The following is a 19,867-nucleotide window of genomic DNA, read 5'->3' as shown; positions in this document are numbered from 1 at the left end:
ATCAGAACCGGCGCCTTTTTGTTTCTCCACCTGAACCTGAAGTTCAGTGGAAAAGGGCAATCAAATCAAGCGAATCCAACGAGGTTCAGAACCGCGATTACGATGACGACTGCGCCTACCAACCATACGATGCTATTCATGATAGTGTCTCCTTTTGCTGTTGGGAGGTGAACGGTGAGGCGTAAAAAAGGTTCCTGAAAACGTGATCTCTGCGTCGACAGATGTGAGTCCGCCTCAGGCGCCGGGTGCTGCACTGCCATCGCCCCGGCGCAACCGCTTCAGCTGGTTGACGACGCGCAGGGAATTGTTGGCTCGGAGGGCCGATCCGTCGGAGCTTGTGGACAGGATGCGAAGCATGTCTTCTGCCTCATCCACCGAAATGGTGCCTCTTGCGGCAAGGCCGTCGATCATCAGCAGCATTGCGCCCTCAAGCGCCAGCGACCGCCGCTGTGCTTCCGTCTCAGTCTCTTGCATTTCCGGCATGACAGGCTCCTTGCTTGTCATGTCGAATGGTTGGCGCGGGAAATTGTTCCGGTACTCGCGCGACGAGCGGCGGTCGGAGACCACCCGGTCGCACCAGAATCAGACGTCGTTTGGGCTTCCTTGCAATCTGCCCTCCCGCGCCCGGTAGATATATTGGCTGGCGACGAGCCAGCCTTTCAGCGGTCGCAGCGGCAGGATGCAGGTCAGAAGCAGGAAGGGGAGAGAGATGAGAAGATGCACCCAGAACGGCGGCGAAAACACCGTCTCGATCCACACTGCGAGTGCCACCGAGGGCACGCAGGCAAAGCAGATCACGAAGAAGGCCGGACCGTCTGCGGGATCCGCAAAGGCGTAATCAAGCCCGCACGCTTCGCATCGCGGCCTGATCGTCAGAAAGCCCTTGAAGAGATGGCCCTGGCCGCAGCGCGGGCAGCGCCCTCGCACGCCCGTTGCGTAAGGCGAAAGCGGCGCCCAGTTCCCGTCGTCTGCCATGTTGCCTCCCAATCATGCCATATCGATCTATCCGACACGGAATAAGTGCAACGGCTGCAACCCACAAGAGGCGCGCGTGAGGCGCGTCAATCTGCCTCGCCCGACAAAAGTCGATCGCAGGGCGCCCTCTAGTCGGAGAAGGACTCTGAAATCACGTGCCGATCGATGATGCGCAGGCTGCGGTCCGGCTCGATCACATAGGTCTCGCTCACCCGGTCGCCGAACTGGTCGATGAACTCATGCGGAAACGTGCTGCCGATGGGGGATTTGGTCAGCTTCGAACGCGGCTGGCCGCCATAGGTGATGCTCCCCTTGATCGGGGCAATGTCAGATCCGCCGCCACTGGCGCCGGCGGTCGTGCAACTGCTGAGCGCCAGGGCAAGTCCCAAAAGGCCGGCAGAGAAGGCGACGATTTTCATGACATTATCCTCATTGGTTAGCACACGCTGCACCCACCTCTATCCAACTTAGGGTCCAGAGCGCTTTTGGCTAGATTGAACCATTCTGCCTGTGCGCTCATGCCGTCGGCAGCGGGCGAGCGGGAACAGCGGGCGCCATTTCTTCTCGACGCAACGGTGTCAGTGGGGCATTCTTGTAAACGGACAACCTCCTGAAAGCTCACAGATCGAGCGCGATTCCAATCAACGATCGAAGGGATGAAACAATGGCGCCACGGACGATACCCGCAGAACTCGATGCTGCCTTAACGGCGTTGCCTCTGAGGACCGGCATCTATGTGCCGGAAGATCTTCTGGAAGACTGGTTTGCGCCAGGGACGGGCATGAGCCCTGTCAGTGCCGAGGCGTTGTCGCAGGCCGAAACCTACGGCCGAAAACTCGAGTGCGAGTTCAAATATTACCCGGAAAGATTGGAAGGCGTGTTCTGGAAATGGGTGCCGGCTCTTTAAGGAGCCTGTTGTCCGCTGATCCGCGCTGCTGCGCAAATCGTGTAGGTTCGGAAATTATCCAATCCGAACCTACATCACTTACAGGCTCGCGTAACGATCGCGCAAAGCCTCGAATTTCACCAGCTGATCCGCCATCAGTTCACGGCCAGCGTCGCGCTTGACGAACACCTTGAACATGGCGGCGCCCTTCTGGTTCATGAACCAGACCGAGCAGGAACGGCGACCATGGAACGCACGGTCGACGAAGGTGATAGAGGCGCAGTTGTCCTTGCGGATGTGGCCACCGATCGGGCTGTCGCCGTGGATGTTGAACCAGCCGTGGCTTTCCGATCCGGCCGGAAGGATGCCGTCGATCTCGGCCACCACGTCCTCCGTGTGAACGAGAAACAGCACGACGCCCCAGGTGGTCAGCTCCGACCAGATTTCGTCGAAGCGTTCCTTGCCGGCAATGACGGCCGACCCCTCCGGCAGGACTGCCAGGATTTCTGCCGCCGTCACATCGGCGCCTGCTGCAATCGATTCAACGACGCCGTCGGGCTTTTCTGAGAGGGCTTTGAGCGCGCGTTCGCGGCGGTCGGGCGCGATCTCCGAGTGGGTGTCCATTGCGGACCTCAGGCTGCGTCGGCGGCGCGGACGCCGTTCTTGTCTTCACTGATGATGACTTCGAAACCTTCAAACTGCGGGCCGGAGAGGTATTCGACCTTGCCGCGGTTCTGGCCGGCATTGGCATGGGCGGCGCGGAACTGTTCGGACTTGGTCCAGGCCTGGAAATGCTCAACGGTTTCCCAGATCGTGTGGGACGCATAGAGCGTATGATCGTCGGCCTTCGGTCCCTTCAGCATGTGAAACTCGACATAGCCTGGCACTTCGGCAAGCCGGCCCTGGCGGCTTTTCCACATGTCTTCAAACGCTTGCTCGAAGCCCGGCACGACGCGGAAACGGTTCATGGCGATGTACATGGAATCAATCCTCACATAAGTTTCACTTCGCACTCAAGTTATCTCTTGATGCCTGTCTTGAAAACCGGAAAAAACTTGTCTAGTCAACTCAAGTTATAGGGCGGCTGGGGCGGATCGCATCGCAACCGAGTTTGCCCTCTGGTATCACAAGGGCGGGTCTCATGGTTTTCTCTCTCCGGGCTTCCTCACCAAGCGTTACACGTCTGATCGCGCTTGCCATCGTCACCTCCGCGGTCGCATTCAGCAGCGCCACGGCATCGGAAACGGGCAATCCGGACGCCCGGCGCATCGTTTCGATCGGCGGCACGATCACCGAAATCCTCTACGATCTGGGCGCCGAGGACCGTATTGTAGCGCGAGATTCCACCAGTTCCTATCCTGCCGCCGCAAATTCCAAGCCTGACGTCGGCTATATCAGGGCACTCTCTGCCGAAGGCATTCTCGGCCAGAAACCTGATCTGATCTTGATGGAAGAGGGGTCCGGCCCGCCGCCGGTGCTGGAGATCCTCAAGGCCAGCGAGATCCCTGTCGTGGTGATCCCGACACCGCCGGATGCGGCAAAGATCGGCCAGAAGATCCGCGACGTCGGTGCGGCTATCGGCCTTGCCGACAAGGCGGGGGTACTCGCCGCAAAGACCGAGGATGGACTGAAGGCGCTCGCTGACGATGTGGTGAAGATTGCCGGCGAAAAGAAGAAGGTGCTGTTCGTCCTCTCCGTCGCCAACGGGCGGCTGATGGCGGGGGGTGCCGATACGGAAGCCGGCGCAATCATCGAAATGGCGGGTGGCGTCAATGCCGCGCCCTCGATCAAGGGCTACAAGCCGCTGTCCGACGAGGCGGTGATTGCCGCGGCTCCTGACGTGATCCTCTCCATGTCACGCGGCGACCATTCGACCACGCCGGATGAGATGTTCGCGCTGCCGTCGATGCAGACGACGCCGGCCGCCGCGTCCAAGTCGCTAATCTCGATGGATGGCCTGCTGCTGCTGGGCTTTGGTCCGCGCACGCCTGAGGCCGGTCGTGCGCTTGCCGAAAAACTCTATCCGGATGCGATGCACTGATGATGAAGGCGCTGGCCATGCCGTTTCGCAACACGGGCGAGGGCGATCGCACGTCGCAGGGCGTGCTGGTCATCGTCCTTCTCGTGGTGCTCCTGATCGCCGCCTGCCTTCTTTCGCTCGGCGTCGGCCCGACCGGCGTCGGCCTTCGCGATCTCTTCGCCTACCTGACGGGCAACGGTGACAGCCTCACCACCCAGGAACGGGTCATCCTCGAAGCCGTCCGCCTGCCGCGCACGGCGCTCGGCCTTCTGGTCGGCGCGGGGCTGGCTGTCTCAGGTGCGATGATGCAGGGCCTGTTTCGCAATCCGCTCGCCGATCCCGGCATTGTCGGCGTCACATCCGGCGCCGGGCTTGCGGCGGTCTTGGCGATCGTGCTCGGCGGTACGGTGCTTGCCCCGGTCTCGATGCTGCTCGGAAACCAGTTCCTCCCGCTGATGGCGTTTTTCGGCGGCCTGATCAACACCTGGATGCTCTATGTCATCGCCACCCGCGACGGGCGCACCTCGACCACGGCGCTAATCCTTTGCGGCATCGCGATCGGTGCCCTGTCGGGCGCCTTCATGGGGCTTCTGATCGTCATGGCCGATGACCGTCAGTTGCGCGACATCACGTTCTGGAGCCTCGGTTCCCTCGGCGGTGCCACCTACGGGCGGGTGCTGTCGATCCTTCCGTTCATCGTCTTTGTGATGGCGATCATCCCCTTCGTCGCGCGCGGTCTCGATGCGCTTGTGCTTGGCGATGCGGCGGCCTTCCACATGGGCGTGCCGGTGCAGCGGCTGAAGCGGATCGTCATCGTCGCGGTTGCCGCCGCGTGCGGCTCGACGGTTGCCGTCGCCGGCTCGATCGGTTTTGTCGGGATCGTGGTGCCGCATCTGCTGCGGCTTGCGATGGGGCCGTCGCACCGGTTTCTGCTGCCGGGCTCGGCGCTCGGCGGCGGCGCGCTTCTGCTGATCGCCGATGCCGTGGCACGTACCGTTGCCGCCCCCGCGGAACTGCCGATCGGGGTGATTACGGCGCTGTTCGGCGCGCCGGTCTTTCTGTTCCTGCTGATCGGACGCAACGGCATCGGCATGCGGGACCTGCCATGAGGGGCATACGAGGAGGACGGGCATGATCAGGGCAGAAAACGTCACCGTCAGCCGCGCCGGTCGCAAGCTGATCGATCAAGTCAGCCTAACGCTGGAGCCCGGCCGTTTCAGCGTGGTGATTGGCCCGAACGGTGCCGGAAAATCGACGCTGATGAAGGTCCTGTCCGGCGAGATGGTCCCGGATAGCGGGCATGTTTCCTATTACGGTGTCGATGTAGCCGCCTGCAAGCCGGTCGATCTGGCGAGGCGCCGAGCGGTGCTACCGCAGGCGACGCAGCTGGCCTTTCCCTTCTCGGCGCTGGAGATCGCCCGCATGGGTGCGGTTGCCAACGGTTCGCTGAATCCGGGAGAGGAAGCGCGCAAGGCTCTGGCACGGGTGGGCCTGCGCGGTTTCGAAAGCCGGCCCTATCCGTCGATGTCGGGCGGCGAGCAGCAGCGCGTCCAGTTCGCCCGGGCGCTGGCGCAGGTGCCAAGGGCGGTGGTCGACGGCGTGCCGTGCGCGCTGTTCCTCGACGAGCCCACAGCCAGCCTCGATCTCGGCCACCAGATCTCGGTGCTGGAAACGGCCCGCGATTTTGCGGCTGCCGGCGGCATGGTTCTCGCCATCCTGCACGACCTCAACCTCGCTGCGGAATTTGCCGACCATTTGGTGGTTTTGAACCACGGCTGCGTGGTGGCGGAAGGTCCGTGCCATGACACCGTGAGCGACGAGATGATTGCTTCCGTCTATGGCATCGCCGGTGCCGTTGGTCGCGTGCCGGCAGCGCATGTGCCTTACGTTCTGCCGCAGTCGCGGCATCGCTAGCTCAGGCGTCCGGTCGCGTCAGCATGAAGATGGCCGGGCCGATCATCAGCGCGGCGACCAGAATGGCGAGCCAGGCTGCCGGGTGCGAGCCGAACCAGAAGCCGGTATAGCTGACGGCCATCAGCGAGATCGCCGTGACCTTTGCCCTTCGCGAAATAGCGCCGCGCTCGCGCCAGTTCCTGAGCGGCGGGCCCAGCGTCTCATGGTCCATCAGCCAGGCTTCCAGCTTTGGCGACGAGCGCGCAAAGCAGGCGACGGCCAGCAGCAGGAATGGCGTCGTCGGCAGGATCGGCAGGAAGGCGCCGATCACGCCAAGCCCCACGAACAGCCAGCCGAGACTGAGAAAGATGTAACGCATCAAAGGACCTACGGGAATCTGCTGACAAGGATAGACAAGTTCGCGGCGCCCGTCTTCATGTAAAGAATCAACTGCACGGGGATGCTGTCTGGTGTTCTGCCATGGGGAGCGGGACCCCTGATATGGCCTCTACCCTTCCCATTTGAAACCCTGTCGGTATAGTGCCGCCGATTTCGAAGAAGCAGGAGCGATGATGTCTAAGAAAAAGGTGCTTGTCGTTGGTGGGGCAGGGTATATCGGGTCCCATACGTGCCTCGTTCTGGCGGACCGGGGTTACGAGCCCGTCGTTTTCGACAATCTTTCCAACGGCCATGCGGAATTTGTCCGTTGGGGCGAGCTCGAACAGGGCGATATCCGCGACCGTGCACGGCTCGACGAAGTGCTCGCCAAGCACAAGCCGGACGCCATCCTGCATTTCGCCGCGCTGATCGAAGTCGGCGAATCCGTCAAGAACCCGGTCGGCTTCTACGACAACAATGTCATCGGTGCGCTGACGCTCCTGTCGGCCGCGATCGACGCCGGCGTGAAGGCCTTCGTGTTCTCCTCGACCTGCGCAACTTACGGTCTTCCAGACCGGGTGCCGATGGACGAGACGCACAAGCAGGCGCCGATCAACCCTTACGGCCGCACCAAATTCATCATTGAGCAGGCGCTGAAAGACTACGGCACCTACAAGGACCTGAAATCGGTCATGCTGCGCTATTTCAACGCCGCCGGTGCCGATTTCGAAGGCCTGATCGGCGAATGGCACACGCCCGAAACCCATGCGATCCCGCTTGCCATCGAGGCAGCGCTTGGCCGTCGCCAGGGCTTCAAGGTGTTCGGCGACGATTACGACACGCGTGATGGTACCTGCGTCCGCGACTATATCCATGTTCTCGATCTGGCCGACGCGCATGTCCGCGCCGTCGATTACCTGCTCGCGGGCGGCGATACGGTCGAGCTCAATCTCGGCACCGGCACCGGCACCACTGTGAAGGAACTGCTGGACGCCATTTCCGACGTGTCGGGCAAGCCGTTCCCGGTCGAATATGTCGGCCGCCGCGAAGGCGATTCCACCTCGCTCGTCGCCAACAACGACAAGGCCAAGGCCGTGCTCGGCTGGGAGCCCCAATATTCCCTGCAAGACATCATCCGCTCAGCCTGGGACTGGCATTCCAAGTCCAACCACATCCTTCGTTAAGGAGCGCTCCGATGGCAAAGATGGTGCATTCGATGATCCGCGTGCTGGACGAAGGGCGCTCGGTCGAGTTCTACGACAAGGCGTTCGGCCTGAAGGTCGCCGATCGCAGGCCGTTCGACGGGTTCACGCTGATCTACCTCTCCAATCTCGAAACCGGTTTCGAACTGGAACTGACGGTCAACGGCAATCGTTCTGAACCCTACAACCTTGGAGACGGTTACGGCCATCTGGCGGTGACGGTCGAGGATGTCGAGGCGGAACACAAGCGCTTCTCCGAACTGGGCCTGACGGTGGGCAAGCTTGCGGACATGCCGCATGAGGGCCGGCCGTTTGCGAAATTCTTCTTCGTCACCGATCCGGATGGCTACAAGACCGAAGTCATCCAGTGCGGCGGACGTTTCACCTAAAGGACACCTGTATGGCGGACGGCGATATCAAGCTCGAGGAAACCTGGAAATTCGCGCTCGAAACCGAGTTCGAGGATCCGTATATGGCGGATCTCAAGAGCTTCCTTGTGTCCGAGAAGAAGGCGGGAAAGCTCATCTTTCCAAAGGGTTCGGAGTATTTCCGCGCACTTGACCTGACGCCGCTCGATGAGGTGAAGGTGGTGATCCTCGGACAGGACCCGTATCACGGGGAAGGCCAGGCGCATGGCCTGTGTTTCTCCGTCCGGCCCGGTGTTCGTATCCCGCCGTCACTCGTCAACATCTACAAGGAAATGGAAGCAGATCTCGGCATCGCGCCGGCAAAGCACGGTTTCCTTGAGCACTGGGCCGAACAGGGCGTGCTGCTCTTAAACAGCGTGCTGACCGTGGAAGAGGGCAAGGCTGCGGCGCATCAGGGCAAGGGCTGGGAACGCTTCACCGATGCTGTCATCCGCACCGTCAACGAGGAATGCGACGGCGTCGTCTTCATTCTCTGGGGCGCCTATGCCCAGAAGAAGGCGGCCTTTGTCGATGAGGAACGGCATCTCGTCATCAAGTCCGCCCACCCGTCGCCGCTCTCGGCCCATAACGGGTTTCTGGGCTCCAAGCCGTTTTCCAAGGCGAATGAGTATCTGCAGTCCATCGGCAAGGATCCTGTCGACTGGCAGCTGCCGGAAACCGTCTGAGCGGTGAACGCTTAGGTCACCTCGTCAACGAAAAATGAACAATCCGTTCGGATGTGATCCTCTATCCAATTCGCATCCGATCACCAATTATCACCCCAGACAACGGCTCGCTCCCGAGCCGACAAATTGAAAAGGGGTTTGTCATGATTAACCAGATCAAGGGCCTCCACCACGTCACGTCGATGGCGGCCAGCGCGTCCACCAACAACAAGTTCTTCACCGATACGCTCGGCCTGCGCCGGGTCAAGAAGACCGTCAACTTCGATGCACCTGACGTCTATCATCTCTATTACGGCGACGAAATCGGCACGCCCGGCTCGGTCATGACCTATTTCCCGTTCCCACATATCGCCAGGGGCCGTCCCGGCTCGGGCGAAGTGGGCACGACCGTCTTCTCCGTGCCGCAGGGCTCGCTCGGTTACTGGACGGATCGTCTGACGAAAGCCGGTGCCGATGGTTTGAAGGCCGACGAAGCCTTTGGCGAAAAGCGCCTGCAGTTTGCAGGTCCAGACGGCGACGGGTTTGCGCTGGTCGAAGTCAAGGATGACGACCGCGCCCAGTGGACGGGCAACGGCGTCGGTGCCGACGAAGCGATCCGCGGCTTTCACTCCGCTTCGCTCAGACTGCGCGACGACGGTGCCAATGCCGAGCTCTTGAAGTTCATGGGCTATGAACAGGTTGATGCCAGAGACGGTGTCACGCGGTTCGGCATGCCCGGCGGTAACGGCGCCGACTTTATCGACGTCGAGACGATGCCGAATATTTCGGGCGCACGTCTCGGTGCCGGCTCCGTGCATCACCTGGCCTTTGCGGTTGAGAACCGTGAAAAGCAGCTCGAAGTCCGCAAGGCGCTGATGGATACGGGTTACCAGGTCACGCCGGTGATCGACCGCGATTACTTCTGGGCCATCTACTTCCGCACCCCCGGCGGCGTTCTGTTCGAGATCGCGACCAATGAACCCGGTTTCGATCGCGACGAGGATCCCGCGCATCTGGGCGAGGCCCTGAAGCTGCCGACCCAGCACGAGCATATGCGCTCAGTGCTCGAAGGGCATCTGGAGCCGCTGGCTTAAGGAGAGATACGATGAGTTTCGACAGTTATGAGCACCGGGCGCGGCCCGGTGCTCCCGGTGCGCCGATCCTGTTCACCTTCCACGGCACGGGCGGCGACGAGAACCAGTTCTTCGATTTTGCGAGCCGGCTCGTTCCGGGCGCGACGATCATCTCTCCGCGCGGCGACGTCGCCGAGCATGGGGCGGCGCGCTTTTTTCGACGCAAGGCAGAAGGGGTCTACGATCTCGATGACCTCGCCCGTGCAACCAAGCGGATGTCGGAGTTCGTGGAGGCCAATCGCGACCGCTACGAATCCTCGACCGTGCTTGGCCTCGGGTTTTCGAACGGCGCAAACATTCTCGCCAATGTGATGATCGAAAGGCCCGGCCTGTTCGAGGCGGGCGTGCTGATGCATCCGCTCATCCCGTTCACGCCATCTGCGCGCACGACGGGCGAGAAGGCGCATGTGCTGATCACCGCCGGTGAGCGGGACCCGATCTGCCCGGTTCCGCAGACGCAGGCACTTGCCGACTATCTCCGCGCGGCCGGTGACGAGGTGACGCTAGAATGGCATGCCAGCGGCCACGAGATTCGCCCGAACGAGATCGAAGCGATCAAGACGTTTCTGGCGCCCTATGGTGCCCGCGGCGAATAATTGAGATCGCCGGGCCCGCAGATCCGCGGGCCTGGCTTAGCCGTCAGATATGCGGCTCGGAATAGGCCGTGCACTCGCCGACATCCTGCCATGTCGGCTTTCTGCCGGCGCGCTTTGCCTTGCGATCGGAATGGCCCAGATAGAGATCAAGGCGGCGGTCGTGCAGGCCGGGAACCAGGCTCAGCGGTGAGAAGGGCAGCGGCGAGAACGGATTGGTGCGGTGATAGGCATGTAGTTCCACCCGCATCGTGTGCTTGAAGCTGACCGCGCGCGAATGGAACGCATAGGTATCGGCAACGACAAGCGTATTGGCCGGCACAGTCACCTTCTTCGGCTCGAAATCACCAAGCGTGGTCAGCTCTTCAGGCGTGATGCGGAATGATCCGTCCGCGTGATGGGCGCGGTTGTCCGTGCTGGCGATCAGGCTTTGCCGATATTCCCATTCGATCCGCTTTTCCGTCAGCTTGTGGCTGCCCGGCACGAATACGAAGGGACCGTTGTCCGCCTCCACATCATCGAGAAACAGCCAGGCCTTGGAGGTCGAGTGAAACGTGTCCGCGTGCAGTGCGGTCTGCGGATCGGCCTTGGCCAGCGCCGGTTCGGCAATCACCGTCTGGATGAAGTGGATCGGATCGCCGCCGGCACCGCCGACATAGCGCAGGAGGCCGGCGATCGACTCGTTGTGGCTGAAGCGAGCCAGATCCGGCAGGCGCTTCAGCGCTGTCGGGCCGATCGGAACCATCCGCGTCACCGCCTGTCCCTGCCGCATCTCGCGTGCCGGCAGAGGCTCGCTCTTGAGGAAATCGCGGATGCGCAGGAAGACGTCCTGCGGCAATGCGTTTTGCCGGATCACGAACCCGTCGCGATCAAACGCGCTGCGTTCCTCCGGTCTGACCTGTGACCCCAGGATGCGGCGACGGTAGTCTGCCATCCAAGCGGCTATCCGCACCCGCTCCCGATGCAGGCCAAGCTCGTTCAGGTGCGGATGGCCGATCAGCGGGTTTTTGCGAAACGACTTGTCGCTGCCAAGAATGCCAAGCGCCAGCCGCGGATAGCGCCACCATTGAATTGTCTGCTGCGCCATACCCAACCCCGTATCTTCGTCGCTGCGATCATACCATCAGGCATTGAGGCCGCAAGGGATCAGGTCGCCTGCTCTTTGCCCCGTCCCAGGCTCGTTTTCAGGGGAGGGTTGGCTTGCAGCGTCGGCCGTTGAGAGGTCTAGTGCGCCATTGCCATGCTTTGAAGAGAGTAGCATTCCTCGATGAAGACGACATTCAATCCGCCATCCGTCCGTCAGCCGTTCGGCGCCTACAATCACGGTCTGCTCGTGCCGCCAGGAGCCAGTCTGCTGGTCACCTCGGGCCAGCTCGGCATTGGCCTTGACGATGCGATCCCGGCCGATGTTACCGCCCAGGCAGAACTCTGCTTTAAGGCGATTGGGGCGATCCTTGACGAGGCCAAGATGACCTATGCCGACGTCATCCGCATTTCCGGCTTCGTGACGAGGCGCGAGGACTTCCAGGCCTACATGGCGGTGCGCGATCGTTTCACGCTCGACCCAAAGCCAGTCTCGACGCTGATCATCGTCGGCGGATTCACCCGCGCGGAATTTCTGGTCGAGGTCGAGGTGACGGCTGCAAAGGTATTTTAGGGCGGATCTCGCTTTGCCACGATACTATCACGATCAAATGGTAATAATCTTGTCAGTTGATGCCTTGTTTTCGAAATTTACTGTGCCGATTAAACAAAATTCGAAATAATCAACGACGGCCACGCTAGCCTATATTGAAACGTTTCTCGCAAAGTGATGATGTCTCTTCAGGGTAAGGGGCTTTCCGGGGGACATTTCATGCGCCACTACATGGTTGGAGCTGCACTGTTTACGTGCGTGCTTGTCTTTGCGTCGTCCGCACTGTCCGCCGGCCTGGTCGCCAGCGTCAGCCTGTCGTCCCAGACGATGACGGTGAGCGAAGACGGTGTTGATGTCTACCGCTGGCCGGTATCGACCGCTCGGAAAGGCTACAGCACGCCGCTCGGCAGCTGGAGCGCAAAATGGCTCTCGAGGAGCCACAGGTCGCGCAAGTACGACAACGCCCCAATGCCGTTCGCCGTGTTCTACAATGGCGGCTATGCCGTGCATGCGACGTTCGATACCAAGCGCCTCGGTCGACCAGCCTCCCATGGCTGTATCAGACTGCATCCGGAAAATGCCGCAACCTTTTTCGCGCTGACGAGCCGGTATGGAACCGCTAACACCCGCATCGTTGTCGGCTATTAGGCCGTGTGCAGCTTAGCCTGCACGGGAACCAAGGTTCAGTATCCGCAACGGCGCAGTTGCGCCTCGTATCTGGCTGCCATGGCGGCAGATTTCTTTGCGGTCTGGCGAACCCCGCCGCCGAACTGGCCGCGCTCATAGCCGCCGTGGCCGGTATAGTAGGCGAGGTAGAGGTTGTAGGTATCGCTGAGGGGGATGTTGTTCCGGATATGGCTCTGGTGGTGATACCAGCCGACAAAGCGGATGGCATCGCCGAAGTCACTGCGGCTGGCGGCCCAGCGACCCGTCGATTTGCGGTAACCGTCCCAGGTTCCGTCCAGCGCCTGTGCGTAGCCATAGGCCGAAGAGATACGGCCCCACGGGATGATGCCGAGCACATATTTGCGCGGCGGGCGGGCGCGGGCGCGGAAACTCGACTCGACGTAGATCGTCGCCATGAGGATCGGGACCGGCACGCCGTATTCGCGGCTTGCCGCGCGCGCCTGGCGGGCCCAGTTGTTGAAAAGCCCGTCTCTCTGCTCGAAAATCGCGCAGGCATCTCCGATCCGGCTCGGCGCGGAGGCGCAAGCCGTGAGGGACATCATCAGAAGGGCGATGTAAAACGCATTACGCATCGCGCGTTCTTTCAGGCTTGGACTTAAGGCTCTATCTCTGAGGTTTCAGATTGGAACAATGCCACTAAAACTTAACGAAAAGTTTAACGGCCCGGAAAGCAGCCAAAAGGCTCCACGTGCTCGCCTCGGCGCGATGGTTTGCGATCGTCGACATTGAAGGGGTTGCGGAGACGAGGACTAATCGTCGAGGTATCTTTCGCGGTCCTCGACCGTCGCTTTTTTCGAGAAGGCTGACTGGATCAGCGCTGCGGGCAAAAGCACTATAAACGCGACCACGGTGGCGACACCGTAGGCGAGGGCTGCCAGCGCCCATAAAATGCGGTTGATCATCGGCTTCATCCAGGTTGCCCGATCGGTTGCCTCGGCCTGCACACATAGCACGAAGATCTCTCCAATTCATGAGTATGTTTTCACATACACGAACTGCGCAGAGAAGTTTTATAGCGCAGTAACAGGGGCGTTCGCGGAAGCCCCGATAACGACAGAAAAAGGCCGCTCAATGGAGCGGCCTTGATCATGTCTGCGATACGCCAGAGGGCGATCAGCAAGTTGGATTGGTTTCCATGGTCATCATGGCTCCACCGGCGGTACCAGTGTTGGTGCTGGCGCCCGGATTGGAGTTGTTGCCGGAAGCCACGCCCGGATCCTTCATCGTGCCTGCCTGGCAGTTGGTCGATGGCGTTGTGCCGGATGTGCTGTTGGTCGAGGACGAATCCACGCCCGGCAGCGACGTTGTCGGCGCGGTCTGTTCGACACCGGACATCGGCATCGACTTGCCGGTGCTTCCGGATCCGTCATTGCCGCCCGAACCGGAGCCGCTGGTCTGTGCAAAAGCCGAGGTTGCGAGACCGAGCGAAAGGGCTGCGACGGTGAATAGTTTAATGCTCATGGGAATGTTTCCTTCTTGTTGTCCTCACAGTTACCAAACCGCCCCAGGTGCCGTTGGTTCCAGCTATTGCGCGGCAATTCCTTTTGTGTGCCAGCGCGGGAAAAAAATGGATTTCAATAAAATTGCATCTATTCGTTTAAGCGCGCCGCAAACCTGGCTGCGTATGGTCGTCCCATAACGAAACGAGATGGCAACAGAGCCATCCGCCAAACAGGGTACGGGCCATGATCAAGAAGCTCATCATTTCCGCGATCGTACTGACCGCGCTGGTTGCAGGCAAGGAAGCCAATGCTGCAGGTCCGGGCTCGTTTGCCCGCTCGCTCTCAGGCGTTTCCGCTCTTCACATGCAGGTCGCCCAGAACCGTACCCAAGGCGCTGAAGGCTCCAACACGATTTCCGAATTTACTATCGACCAGGTCCGCGAACTGAAGCGCGTCAACGACGCGGTCGACGGCACGCTTGCAGCCGTCGACGGCTATCTCGACACGTTCGCCGGCGACCTTGCTGCCGATCAGGATCTCTGCCTCGATTGCGCCGATCTCAAGCGCGACCATCTCGTTTCCATCGGCTGGGATAGCCGCAACCTGACGATCGGCTACGCTCTCAACGACGAGGGCCGGATCGAACGGGTCCTGGTTGTTGCAACGCCGCGCGGCGACATCGTGCTCTCGCATGGCGGCCTGACGGTCGACAGGACTGCCCAGACGATGACCGAGACCACGAAGGCTAGCGATGCTTTGCCTGCGCCAGCTGTAACTGCCGACCATTACGATATCTAAAGCTCACTGACCCTGCTGGCCGGTGGCGTCGACGTGCCCTGACGCTGCCGGCCCTTTTTTTCCAGGTTGTCGCCCGTTCGCGTCTATCGCTGTGCGGGCTTTCCCCATTCTGCGATGGCAATGCCGCCCAGCGCCAGAACCAGCGCCACGATGTGGAATGCCTGCAGGTTTTCGCCAAGCACGATCACCGAAAGCAGGGTGCCAAAAACAGGCACCAGATTGATGAACAGGCCGGCCCGGTTGGCACCGATCTCCTCGACGCCGCGGATATAGAGCACCTGCGCGATCAGCGATGCGAAGACGGCGGTGTAGACTGCGATGATCCAGCCGTTGGCGTCCGGCCAGATCATTCGGTCAGCCGAATATTCCCAGGCGGCGGCGGGAATGCTGCCGAGCAGGGCGAACAGCGCCGGGATTGCCATCAGGCTGCGCCAGCTGATGGCCGGGCGAAAACGCAGCGCCACCGTATAGACCGCATAGGCGACGATCGCGATCATCATGACCGCATCGCCGAAATTGACGCTGAGCGTGACGATGGTCGACAGGTCGCCATGGGCTGCCGTCAAAAGCCCGCCCATCAGGGTCAGCGCGAAGCCGACGATCTGCAGCCAGGATACTTTCATCCGGAACAGCACGAAATTGAACAGGAAGATCAGCACCGGAATAAGCGTCTGCTCGACGGTGACGTTGATCGCCGTGGTGTAATTGACCGCGGTGTAGAGCGCCGCATTAAAGACGACGTAGCCGACGAGGCCGAGAAAGGCGAGAAGCGGCAGGTTCGACCGGATCACGGGCCAATCGCGGCGAAGATCGGGTATGGAGATCGCGAAAATGATGACGGTCGCGAACGCCCATCGCCAGAAGGTCAGGAGCATCGGGCTGATATGACCGATGGCAAGCTTGCCCGCGACCGCATTGCCGCCCCAGCACAGCGTCGCAACGATCAGGAAGATATAGGCTCTGCGGTACACGATAATCTCCTCCGCGTGCCGTATCGACGGCCCGTCCTTGCCCTATCGTCTTTCGTCGGCGCCGACCTTGGCCGGAACGCTTGGCGTGGGCCATAGCGTGGGAATTTGCAAATTGTCACGCAAAAACCGTCCAGCATTCACAAACAGGTCGCTTTCCTCGGGCCAAGGCATTATAGATGCGCGCGTTTGCAGGGGCGGGTCCGGCGCGGTTTCGGACGAGCGCCCTTGTGGGAGAGAACTCTATCTGGCGCTCGCAACGCCGCTGTCTCAGAGCAGCGGTGCTGTCGCGGCGCCGTGGCGTGCTTGAAGGGCAGGCCCGAAACGCAGGAAAGCAAAGATGACGAATGTAGTCGTGGTTGGTTCGCAGTGGGGTGACGAGGGCAAGGGCAAGATCGTCGACTGGCTCTCTGAACGGGCGGATATCGTCGTTCGGTTCCAGGGCGGCCACAATGCCGGCCATACGCTCGTCATCGACGGTGTCAGCTACAAGCTGTCGCTACTGCCCTCCGGTATCGTCCGCGGCAAGCTTTCGGTTATCGGCAACGGCGTCGTCGTCGATCCGCACGCGCTGGTCGCTGAAATCGCAAAGCTCGACGGGCAGGGCGTCAAGGTCACCCCGGACGTGCTGCGCATCGCCGACAACGCGACGCTGATCCTGTCGCTGCACCGCGAGCTTGACGGCCTGCGCGAAGATGCGGCATCCAACACCGGCACCAAGATCGGCACCACCCGCCGCGGCATCGGCCCGGCTTACGAAGACAAGGTCGGCCGTCGTGCGATCCGCGTCATGGATCTCGCCGACCTCGATACGCTGTCGGCCAAGGTCGATCGCATCCTCACCCATCACAACGCGCTGCGCCGCGGTCTGGGCGAGCCGGAAGTCAGCCATGAGACGATCATGCAGGAACTGACGTCCGTCGCCGAACAGGTTCTGCCGTTCCGCGAAACCGTCTGGGAACTGCTGGACAAGGAGCGCCGCAAGGGCTCGCGCATCCTGTTCGAAGGCGCTCAAGGCTCGCTGCTCGACATCGACCACGGCACCTATCCTTTCGTGACCTCGTCCAACACGGTCGCCGGTCAGGCTGCTGCCGGTTCCGGCATGGGCCCGGGCTCGCTGGGCTACATCCTCGGCATCACCAAGGCCTACACGACGCGCGTCGGCGAAGGCCCGTTCCCGACCGAACTCCATGACGAAATTGGTCAGTTCCTCGGTGAAAAGGGCCATGAGTTCGGCACCGTCACGGGTCGCAAGCGTCGCTGTGGCTGGTTCGACGCGGCTCTGGTTCGCCAGTCGGTCGCGACCAACGGCATCACCGGGATCGCGCTGACGAAACTCGACGTTCTCGACGGTCTGGAAGAACTGAAGATCTGCGTCGGCTACATGCTCGACGGCCAGCGGATCGACCATCTTCCCGCAAGCCAGGCGGCACAGGCTCGGGTCGAGCCGATCTACGTGACGCTGGAAGGCTGGAAGGAATCGACCGTTGGTGCAAGGTCCTGGGCGGACCTGCCGGCACAGGCGATCAAATACGTTCGTCAGGTTGAGGAATTGATTGGCGCGCCAGTTGCGCTACTTTCCACAAGTCCGGAACGCGACGACACCATACTTGTGACGGACCCGTTTGAAGATTAATGTCAACTATTGATTATCCATTCAGCCGGCTTGAGCCCGGCGACAATGAGAAGTGCTGATGGCAGATTTTGTAGCGGTGATCCGCCGCGCTGTTGATGGTCTGGCGACAAACTCGCCTGAAGCCCGCGCGAAAGTGTATGAAAAAGCGCGTGGTGCCGTTCAACGGCAGCTCGAGAACATGAAGCCGCGGCCGCCGGAAGAAATGCTTCGGCGGCAGATGGACAAGCTCGAAACGGCGATCGTCGAAGTCGAGAGCGAGCACGCGGAGGCGCTGGCGCCGTTCGAGAACGAGGCTGGTTTCGCCGACGACGAATTTGCCGCCGGCCAGCCTGCGCCCGCTGAAGAGACGGTGTTGCCGGCTCCAGCGGAGCCCGAGCAGGAACCGGCACCCGCTCCGGGCGAAGAGCCCGAACAGGCAGCACCGCTCGCCGCTACCGAGCCGGCTGGCTATTCGTATGACGAGCCGCCGCGCTATGAGGAACGGCACGAGCCTGTTGCTCCTGTTGCAGCCGAAGAACGCGAACCTGACGTTGCCCCTTACGAACCGGCTGTAGAGCCTGAAACGTATGAGGCACGCACGGCCTACGAAGAGCGTCCGCTTTACGAAGAGCCTGCGCCGTCCGAGGAGCAGGACACTGTTCATCAAGGTGGATGGCCGGTCGGTGATGTCGCTGCCGTCGGTGAACGCAATGAGCAGGTCCACAACGAACCTGTGGCCGATGACGGCCGGGCACATTCCGTCGACGCGCCGATCGAGCAGTATCCCGGGACTGTCGACGAGCCTGTTGCAAACGAGCGGGATGATGATCTTCCCTACTCGGCTGCCCGTCAGGACGATGACGTCGCCCACGTCCAGTGGCCACCGCAGACCAGTGCGGAGCCAGCGCGCACGGAACATGCGCCGCTTTTCGAAGAGCCCACCTGGCATGAGCCGGCGCATTCCGAAAACACCGCCGCAGCCGCTTGGGACGACGTCCCGGAACTGGTGCCGGCCGGTCCCGTCGAGCCGGTCCATCAGCACCAGCCGCAGGCCGATCTGCACAGTGGTGATCGCGTCGATGCGCATTTCGACCAGGAAACCCATGTTTCTGCCGATGCAGTTCGCATGCCATCGGTCGCTGAGCTCCCAAGTTTCGGTCAGACCGGGACGGAGACCGGGCGCAAAGACGACAGCGACGATTTCTTCGCAGGCTACCAGCTTGACGCAAAAGCGGATGAGCAGGCACAAAAACCTGCCGGCAAGGATCACGAAAAGGATCCCTGGAGCGATCTGGATGACCTGATCGGGTACAGCAAGGGCGCGGCAATTGCCGGCGCCGGCGCTGCCGCCTCGAGCCCGAGACAGGCCCAGTCGGATGACAATCTCGAAGACCTGATGCCGACCCCGGCTAAGCCATACCGGGTGACGACGACGCGCAAGCGCAATTACGGTGGCCTCGCACTCGGACTGGTCGGCCTTCTGCTGCTGGGTGGCGCTGGTTATGCCGCCTGGATGAACCGCGACGCGCTGAGCGAGATGGTCGAAGGCTTCATGCCGTCTTCCTCGACGGACACGGCGGTCTCGACCGCTGAAACGCCCGCGACCTCGCAACCGGCCTCCGGGAACGCAACTACGGCTCCGGCAACAGCGCCGGCCAACCCGACGCCTTCGACGCAGCAGGCAAATGGCCAGCCCGCCGGTCAGACGAGCCCGCCGCCAGCCGCGGACGGTTCGACCGCCAGCCCGAAATTCACCCAGCGTCTGATGCCGGATGGCACAGAGGTGGATGAAGGTCCGGGTTCGGCCGGAAGCCTTGCCCAGAACGCCGAAGGGCAGTCGGTGGCGCAGCTCAACGCCCCGCCGACCACGCCGCCTGCGGCGCCTGGCGCTGCCGCGACGGCTGCAACCGCGCCCGGCGCACCTGCAGCGCCTGCCCCCGACGCCAATCCGGCAGCGACCCCTGCGGTCTCCGGCGAAAAGATGTTCCTCTACGAAGAGCGTCTTGGCCAGACCGCGCCGACCGCGATCGACGGAAGCGTTTCCTGGTCTCTGCAGCGCGAACCGGGTTCCAACGGCGGTCCGCCTCAGGCTGAAGTCCAGGCCCGCATCACCATACCCGGTCGTGGTCTGACCGCGCTTGTGACGTTCAAGCGCAACTCGGATCCGTCGCTGCCCGCGAGCCATCTGATCGAGATCGTCTTTGCCGTCCCGCCGGACTTCGAGGGCGGTGCCATCGACAGCGTCCAGCGCATTGCGATGAAGACATCCGAGCAGGATCGCGGCAACGCCCTGATCGCGGTTCCGGCCAAGATCACCGACGACTTCCACATGATCGCGCTCAACGACTTCCCGGATGCTCGCAACACCAATATGGAGCTGCTGCGCACCCGCAACTGGATCGACATCCCGGTCGCCTATCGCAACGGACGCCGCGCGCTGTTCACGCTCCAGAAGGGGCCTGAGGGCGAGAAGGCGTTCAACGAGGCCATCCGCGAATGGGGCCAGGCCGGCGGCCAGACGGGCCAGTAAGCGACCGGTCGCAGGACATAGGTCATACGAGAAGGGTCG

General features: G+C 61.6%; 24 protein-coding genes and 1 pseudogene. 14 read left to right on the top strand and 11 right to left on the bottom strand.

What is annotated here, in order from left to right; all coding sequences use genetic code 11:
* Positions 1-234: 234 nt before the first annotated feature.
* The 3 genes from ACQY1P_RS17450 to ACQY1P_RS17440 all read right to left on the bottom strand — a co-directional run bounded on the left by ACQY1P_RS17450 (position 235) and on the right by ACQY1P_RS17440 (position 1,394).
* On the bottom strand, positions 235-483 hold the full coding sequence (locus tag ACQY1P_RS17450; protein WP_139283784.1) for a hypothetical protein: 249 nt from the start codon (positions 481-483) through the stop codon (positions 235-237).
* 99 nt (positions 484-582) lie between these two features.
* On the bottom strand, positions 583-975 hold the full coding sequence (locus ACQY1P_RS17445; RefSeq protein ID WP_062455132.1) for a DUF983 domain-containing protein: 393 nt from the start codon (positions 973-975) through the stop codon (positions 583-585).
* A gap of 128 nt (positions 976-1,103) precedes the next feature.
* Positions 1,104-1,394 carry a hypothetical protein gene (locus ACQY1P_RS17440; RefSeq protein ID WP_062455134.1) on the bottom strand — a complete coding sequence of 97 codons (291 nt, stop codon included), beginning with the start codon at positions 1,392-1,394 and terminating at the stop codon, positions 1,104-1,106.
* A gap of 245 nt (positions 1,395-1,639) precedes the next feature.
* Between ACQY1P_RS17440 and ACQY1P_RS17435 the strand changes: the two genes are divergently transcribed.
* Entirely contained in the window at positions 1,640-1,882 is a 243-nt protein-coding gene (locus ACQY1P_RS17435) for a hypothetical protein (protein ID WP_062455136.1), read from the top strand.
* Positions 1,883-1,960: 78 nt separating this feature from the next.
* Here ACQY1P_RS17435 and hutX read toward each other — a convergent pair whose 3' ends face one another.
* Together hutX and ACQY1P_RS17425 are read right to left on the bottom strand one after the other, a co-directional pair.
* Positions 1,961-2,485, bottom strand: coding sequence for a heme utilization cystosolic carrier protein HutX (gene hutX, locus ACQY1P_RS17430; RefSeq protein ID WP_062582596.1), 525 nt, complete (start codon positions 2,483-2,485; stop codon positions 1,961-1,963).
* Positions 2,486-2,493: 8 nt separating this feature from the next.
* Positions 2,494-2,841, bottom strand: coding sequence for an antibiotic biosynthesis monooxygenase family protein (locus ACQY1P_RS17425; RefSeq protein ID WP_062582599.1), 348 nt, complete (start codon positions 2,839-2,841; stop codon positions 2,494-2,496).
* A 161-nt stretch (positions 2,842-3,002) separates the two neighbouring features.
* Between ACQY1P_RS17425 and ACQY1P_RS17420 the strand changes: the two genes are divergently transcribed.
* The 3 genes and pseudogenes from ACQY1P_RS17420 to ACQY1P_RS17410 all read left to right on the top strand — a co-directional run.
* Positions 3,003-3,902 carry a heme/hemin ABC transporter substrate-binding protein gene (locus ACQY1P_RS17420; RefSeq protein WP_430254617.1) on the top strand — a complete coding sequence of 300 codons (900 nt, stop codon included), beginning with the start codon at positions 3,003-3,005 and terminating at the stop codon, positions 3,900-3,902.
* Positions 3,902-4,990, top strand: a complete 1,089-nt coding sequence (locus tag ACQY1P_RS17415; RefSeq protein ID WP_082476258.1) for a FecCD family ABC transporter permease — start codon at positions 3,902-3,904, stop codon at positions 4,988-4,990. The genes ACQY1P_RS17420 and ACQY1P_RS17415 overlap by 1 nt, the downstream gene beginning before the upstream one ends.
* Before the next feature lie 31 nt (positions 4,991-5,021).
* A pseudogene (locus ACQY1P_RS17410) lies at positions 5,022-5,795 on the top strand (heme ABC transporter ATP-binding protein); the annotation flags it as partial.
* 1 nt (position 5,796) lies between these two features.
* Here ACQY1P_RS17410 and ACQY1P_RS17405 read toward each other — a convergent pair.
* Positions 5,797-6,153, bottom strand: a complete 357-nt coding sequence (locus ACQY1P_RS17405) for a YbaN family protein (protein WP_062582604.1) — start codon at positions 6,151-6,153, stop codon at positions 5,797-5,799.
* Between the two features lie 193 nt (positions 6,154-6,346).
* Here ACQY1P_RS17405 and galE point away from each other — a divergent pair, with 193 nt between their 5' ends.
* The 5 genes from galE to ACQY1P_RS17380 all read left to right on the top strand — a co-directional run bounded on the left by galE (position 6,347) and on the right by ACQY1P_RS17380 (position 10,155).
* Positions 6,347-7,336, top strand: coding sequence for a UDP-glucose 4-epimerase GalE (gene galE, locus ACQY1P_RS17400; protein WP_430254615.1), 990 nt, complete (start codon positions 6,347-6,349; stop codon positions 7,334-7,336).
* Between the two features lie 11 nt (positions 7,337-7,347).
* A complete protein-coding gene (locus tag ACQY1P_RS17395; protein WP_430254613.1) occupies positions 7,348-7,743 on the top strand; it encodes a VOC family protein in 396 nt (131 codons plus the stop codon).
* 11 nt (positions 7,744-7,754) lie between these two features.
* Positions 7,755-8,447: a uracil-DNA glycosylase gene (gene ung, locus ACQY1P_RS17390; protein WP_062455148.1), complete on the top strand. Its 693-nt coding sequence runs from the start codon at positions 7,755-7,757 to the stop codon at positions 8,445-8,447.
* A gap of 143 nt (positions 8,448-8,590) precedes the next feature.
* The gene (locus ACQY1P_RS17385; protein ID WP_430254611.1) at positions 8,591-9,520 is read left to right on the top strand and encodes a VOC family protein; all 930 of its coding nucleotides are present in this window, start codon (positions 8,591-8,593) and stop codon (positions 9,518-9,520) included.
* Positions 9,521-9,531: 11 nt separating this feature from the next.
* Positions 9,532-10,155, top strand: a complete 624-nt coding sequence (locus tag ACQY1P_RS17380) for an alpha/beta hydrolase (protein WP_184653820.1) — start codon at positions 9,532-9,534, stop codon at positions 10,153-10,155.
* Between the two features lie 43 nt (positions 10,156-10,198).
* On the opposite strand, the gene ACQY1P_RS17375 is transcribed toward ACQY1P_RS17380, so the two are convergent.
* Positions 10,199-11,239, bottom strand: coding sequence for a phytanoyl-CoA dioxygenase family protein (locus tag ACQY1P_RS17375; RefSeq protein ID WP_430254609.1), 1,041 nt, complete (start codon positions 11,237-11,239; stop codon positions 10,199-10,201).
* 180 nt (positions 11,240-11,419) lie between these two features.
* Between ACQY1P_RS17375 and ACQY1P_RS17370 the strand changes: the two genes are divergently transcribed.
* Together ACQY1P_RS17370 and ACQY1P_RS17365 are read left to right on the top strand one after the other, a co-directional pair.
* On the top strand, positions 11,420-11,809 hold the full coding sequence (locus ACQY1P_RS17370; protein WP_062582616.1) for a RidA family protein: 390 nt from the start codon (positions 11,420-11,422) through the stop codon (positions 11,807-11,809).
* A gap of 210 nt (positions 11,810-12,019) precedes the next feature.
* On the top strand, positions 12,020-12,436 hold the full coding sequence (locus ACQY1P_RS17365; protein ID WP_430256725.1) for a L,D-transpeptidase: 417 nt from the start codon (positions 12,020-12,022) through the stop codon (positions 12,434-12,436).
* Between the two features lie 35 nt (positions 12,437-12,471).
* On the opposite strand, the gene ACQY1P_RS17360 is transcribed toward ACQY1P_RS17365, so the two are convergent.
* The 3 genes from ACQY1P_RS17360 to ACQY1P_RS17350 form a co-directional block, all read right to left on the bottom strand.
* Positions 12,472-13,047 carry a hypothetical protein gene (locus ACQY1P_RS17360; RefSeq protein ID WP_062455153.1) on the bottom strand — a complete coding sequence of 192 codons (576 nt, stop codon included), beginning with the start codon at positions 13,045-13,047 and terminating at the stop codon, positions 12,472-12,474.
* Positions 13,048-13,224: 177 nt separating this feature from the next.
* On the bottom strand, positions 13,225-13,428 hold the full coding sequence (locus ACQY1P_RS17355) for a hypothetical protein (protein WP_139283786.1): 204 nt from the start codon (positions 13,426-13,428) through the stop codon (positions 13,225-13,227).
* A gap of 160 nt (positions 13,429-13,588) precedes the next feature.
* Positions 13,589-13,936 carry a hypothetical protein gene (locus tag ACQY1P_RS17350; RefSeq protein WP_062582620.1) on the bottom strand — a complete coding sequence of 116 codons (348 nt, stop codon included), beginning with the start codon at positions 13,934-13,936 and terminating at the stop codon, positions 13,589-13,591.
* Between the two features lie 224 nt (positions 13,937-14,160).
* Between ACQY1P_RS17350 and ACQY1P_RS17345 the strand changes: the two genes are divergently transcribed.
* On the top strand, positions 14,161-14,715 hold the full coding sequence (locus tag ACQY1P_RS17345) for a transglutaminase-like cysteine peptidase (protein WP_430254606.1): 555 nt from the start codon (positions 14,161-14,163) through the stop codon (positions 14,713-14,715).
* An 83-nt stretch (positions 14,716-14,798) separates the two neighbouring features.
* Here the strand turns inward: ACQY1P_RS17345 and ACQY1P_RS17340 are convergent, their stop codons facing one another.
* Positions 14,799-15,686, bottom strand: a complete 888-nt coding sequence (locus tag ACQY1P_RS17340) for a DMT family transporter (RefSeq protein WP_113109872.1) — start codon at positions 15,684-15,686, stop codon at positions 14,799-14,801.
* Between the two features lie 337 nt (positions 15,687-16,023).
* Between ACQY1P_RS17340 and ACQY1P_RS17335 the strand changes: the two genes are divergently transcribed.
* Complete coding sequence (locus ACQY1P_RS17335) at positions 16,024-17,319, top strand: adenylosuccinate synthase (RefSeq protein WP_062455165.1); 1,296 nt, start codon at positions 16,024-16,026, stop codon at positions 17,317-17,319.
* A 58-nt stretch (positions 17,320-17,377) separates the two neighbouring features.
* Positions 17,378-19,828, top strand: a complete 2,451-nt coding sequence (locus ACQY1P_RS17330; RefSeq protein WP_430254604.1) for a hypothetical protein — start codon at positions 17,378-17,380, stop codon at positions 19,826-19,828.
* Positions 19,829-19,867: the final 39 nt, after the last annotated feature.

It is taken from the genome of Neorhizobium sp. DAR64872/K0K18 (assembly GCF_050500175.1).
Taxonomy (GTDB): Bacteria; Pseudomonadota; Alphaproteobacteria; order Rhizobiales; family Rhizobiaceae; genus Neorhizobium; species Neorhizobium soli.
Note: the sequence above shows the minus strand (reverse complement) of the source record. Positions and strands in the feature narration are given on the sequence as shown.

Excerpts from the sequence above, each read along its gene's own strand:
- hutX (WP_062582596.1), bottom strand. The coding sequence starts at position 2,485 with ATGGACACCCACTCGGAGATCGCGCCCGACCGCCGCGAACGCGCGCTC.
- ACQY1P_RS17350 (WP_062582620.1), bottom strand. The coding sequence starts at position 13,936 with ATGAGCATTAAACTATTCACCGTCGCAGCCCTTTCGCTCGGTCTCGCA.
- ACQY1P_RS17360 (WP_062455153.1), bottom strand. The coding sequence starts at position 13,047 with ATGCGTAATGCGTTTTACATCGCCCTTCTGATGATGTCCCTCACGGCT.
- ACQY1P_RS17345 (WP_430254606.1), top strand. The coding sequence starts at position 14,161 with ATGATCAAGAAGCTCATCATTTCCGCGATCGTACTGACCGCGCTGGTT.
- ACQY1P_RS17395 (WP_430254613.1), top strand. The coding sequence starts at position 7,348 with ATGGCAAAGATGGTGCATTCGATGATCCGCGTGCTGGACGAAGGGCGC.
- ACQY1P_RS17425 (WP_062582599.1), bottom strand. The coding sequence starts at position 2,841 with ATGTACATCGCCATGAACCGTTTCCGCGTCGTGCCGGGCTTCGAGCAA.
- ACQY1P_RS17380 (WP_184653820.1), top strand. The coding sequence starts at position 9,532 with ATGAGTTTCGACAGTTATGAGCACCGGGCGCGGCCCGGTGCTCCCGGT.
- ACQY1P_RS17335 (WP_062455165.1), top strand. The coding sequence starts at position 16,024 with ATGACGAATGTAGTCGTGGTTGGTTCGCAGTGGGGTGACGAGGGCAAG.
- ACQY1P_RS17375 (WP_430254609.1), bottom strand. The coding sequence starts at position 11,239 with ATGGCGCAGCAGACAATTCAATGGTGGCGCTATCCGCGGCTGGCGCTT.
- ACQY1P_RS17415 (WP_082476258.1), top strand. The coding sequence starts at position 3,902 with ATGATGAAGGCGCTGGCCATGCCGTTTCGCAACACGGGCGAGGGCGAT.
- galE (WP_430254615.1), top strand. The coding sequence starts at position 6,347 with ATGTCTAAGAAAAAGGTGCTTGTCGTTGGTGGGGCAGGGTATATCGGG.
- ACQY1P_RS17445 (WP_062455132.1), bottom strand. The coding sequence starts at position 975 with ATGGCAGACGACGGGAACTGGGCGCCGCTTTCGCCTTACGCAACGGGC.
- ACQY1P_RS17450 (WP_139283784.1), bottom strand. The coding sequence starts at position 483 with ATGCCGGAAATGCAAGAGACTGAGACGGAAGCACAGCGGCGGTCGCTG.
- ACQY1P_RS17440 (WP_062455134.1), bottom strand. The coding sequence starts at position 1,394 with ATGAAAATCGTCGCCTTCTCTGCCGGCCTTTTGGGACTTGCCCTGGCG.
- ACQY1P_RS17385 (WP_430254611.1), top strand. The coding sequence starts at position 8,591 with ATGATTAACCAGATCAAGGGCCTCCACCACGTCACGTCGATGGCGGCC.
- ACQY1P_RS17405 (WP_062582604.1), bottom strand. The coding sequence starts at position 6,153 with ATGCGTTACATCTTTCTCAGTCTCGGCTGGCTGTTCGTGGGGCTTGGC.
- ACQY1P_RS17420 (WP_430254617.1), top strand. The coding sequence starts at position 3,003 with ATGGTTTTCTCTCTCCGGGCTTCCTCACCAAGCGTTACACGTCTGATC.
- ung (WP_062455148.1), top strand. The coding sequence starts at position 7,755 with ATGGCGGACGGCGATATCAAGCTCGAGGAAACCTGGAAATTCGCGCTC.
- ACQY1P_RS17330 (WP_430254604.1), top strand. The coding sequence starts at position 17,378 with ATGGCAGATTTTGTAGCGGTGATCCGCCGCGCTGTTGATGGTCTGGCG.
- ACQY1P_RS17370 (WP_062582616.1), top strand. The coding sequence starts at position 11,420 with ATGAAGACGACATTCAATCCGCCATCCGTCCGTCAGCCGTTCGGCGCC.
- ACQY1P_RS17365 (WP_430256725.1), top strand. The coding sequence starts at position 12,020 with ATGGTTGGAGCTGCACTGTTTACGTGCGTGCTTGTCTTTGCGTCGTCC.
- ACQY1P_RS17435 (WP_062455136.1), top strand. The coding sequence starts at position 1,640 with ATGGCGCCACGGACGATACCCGCAGAACTCGATGCTGCCTTAACGGCG.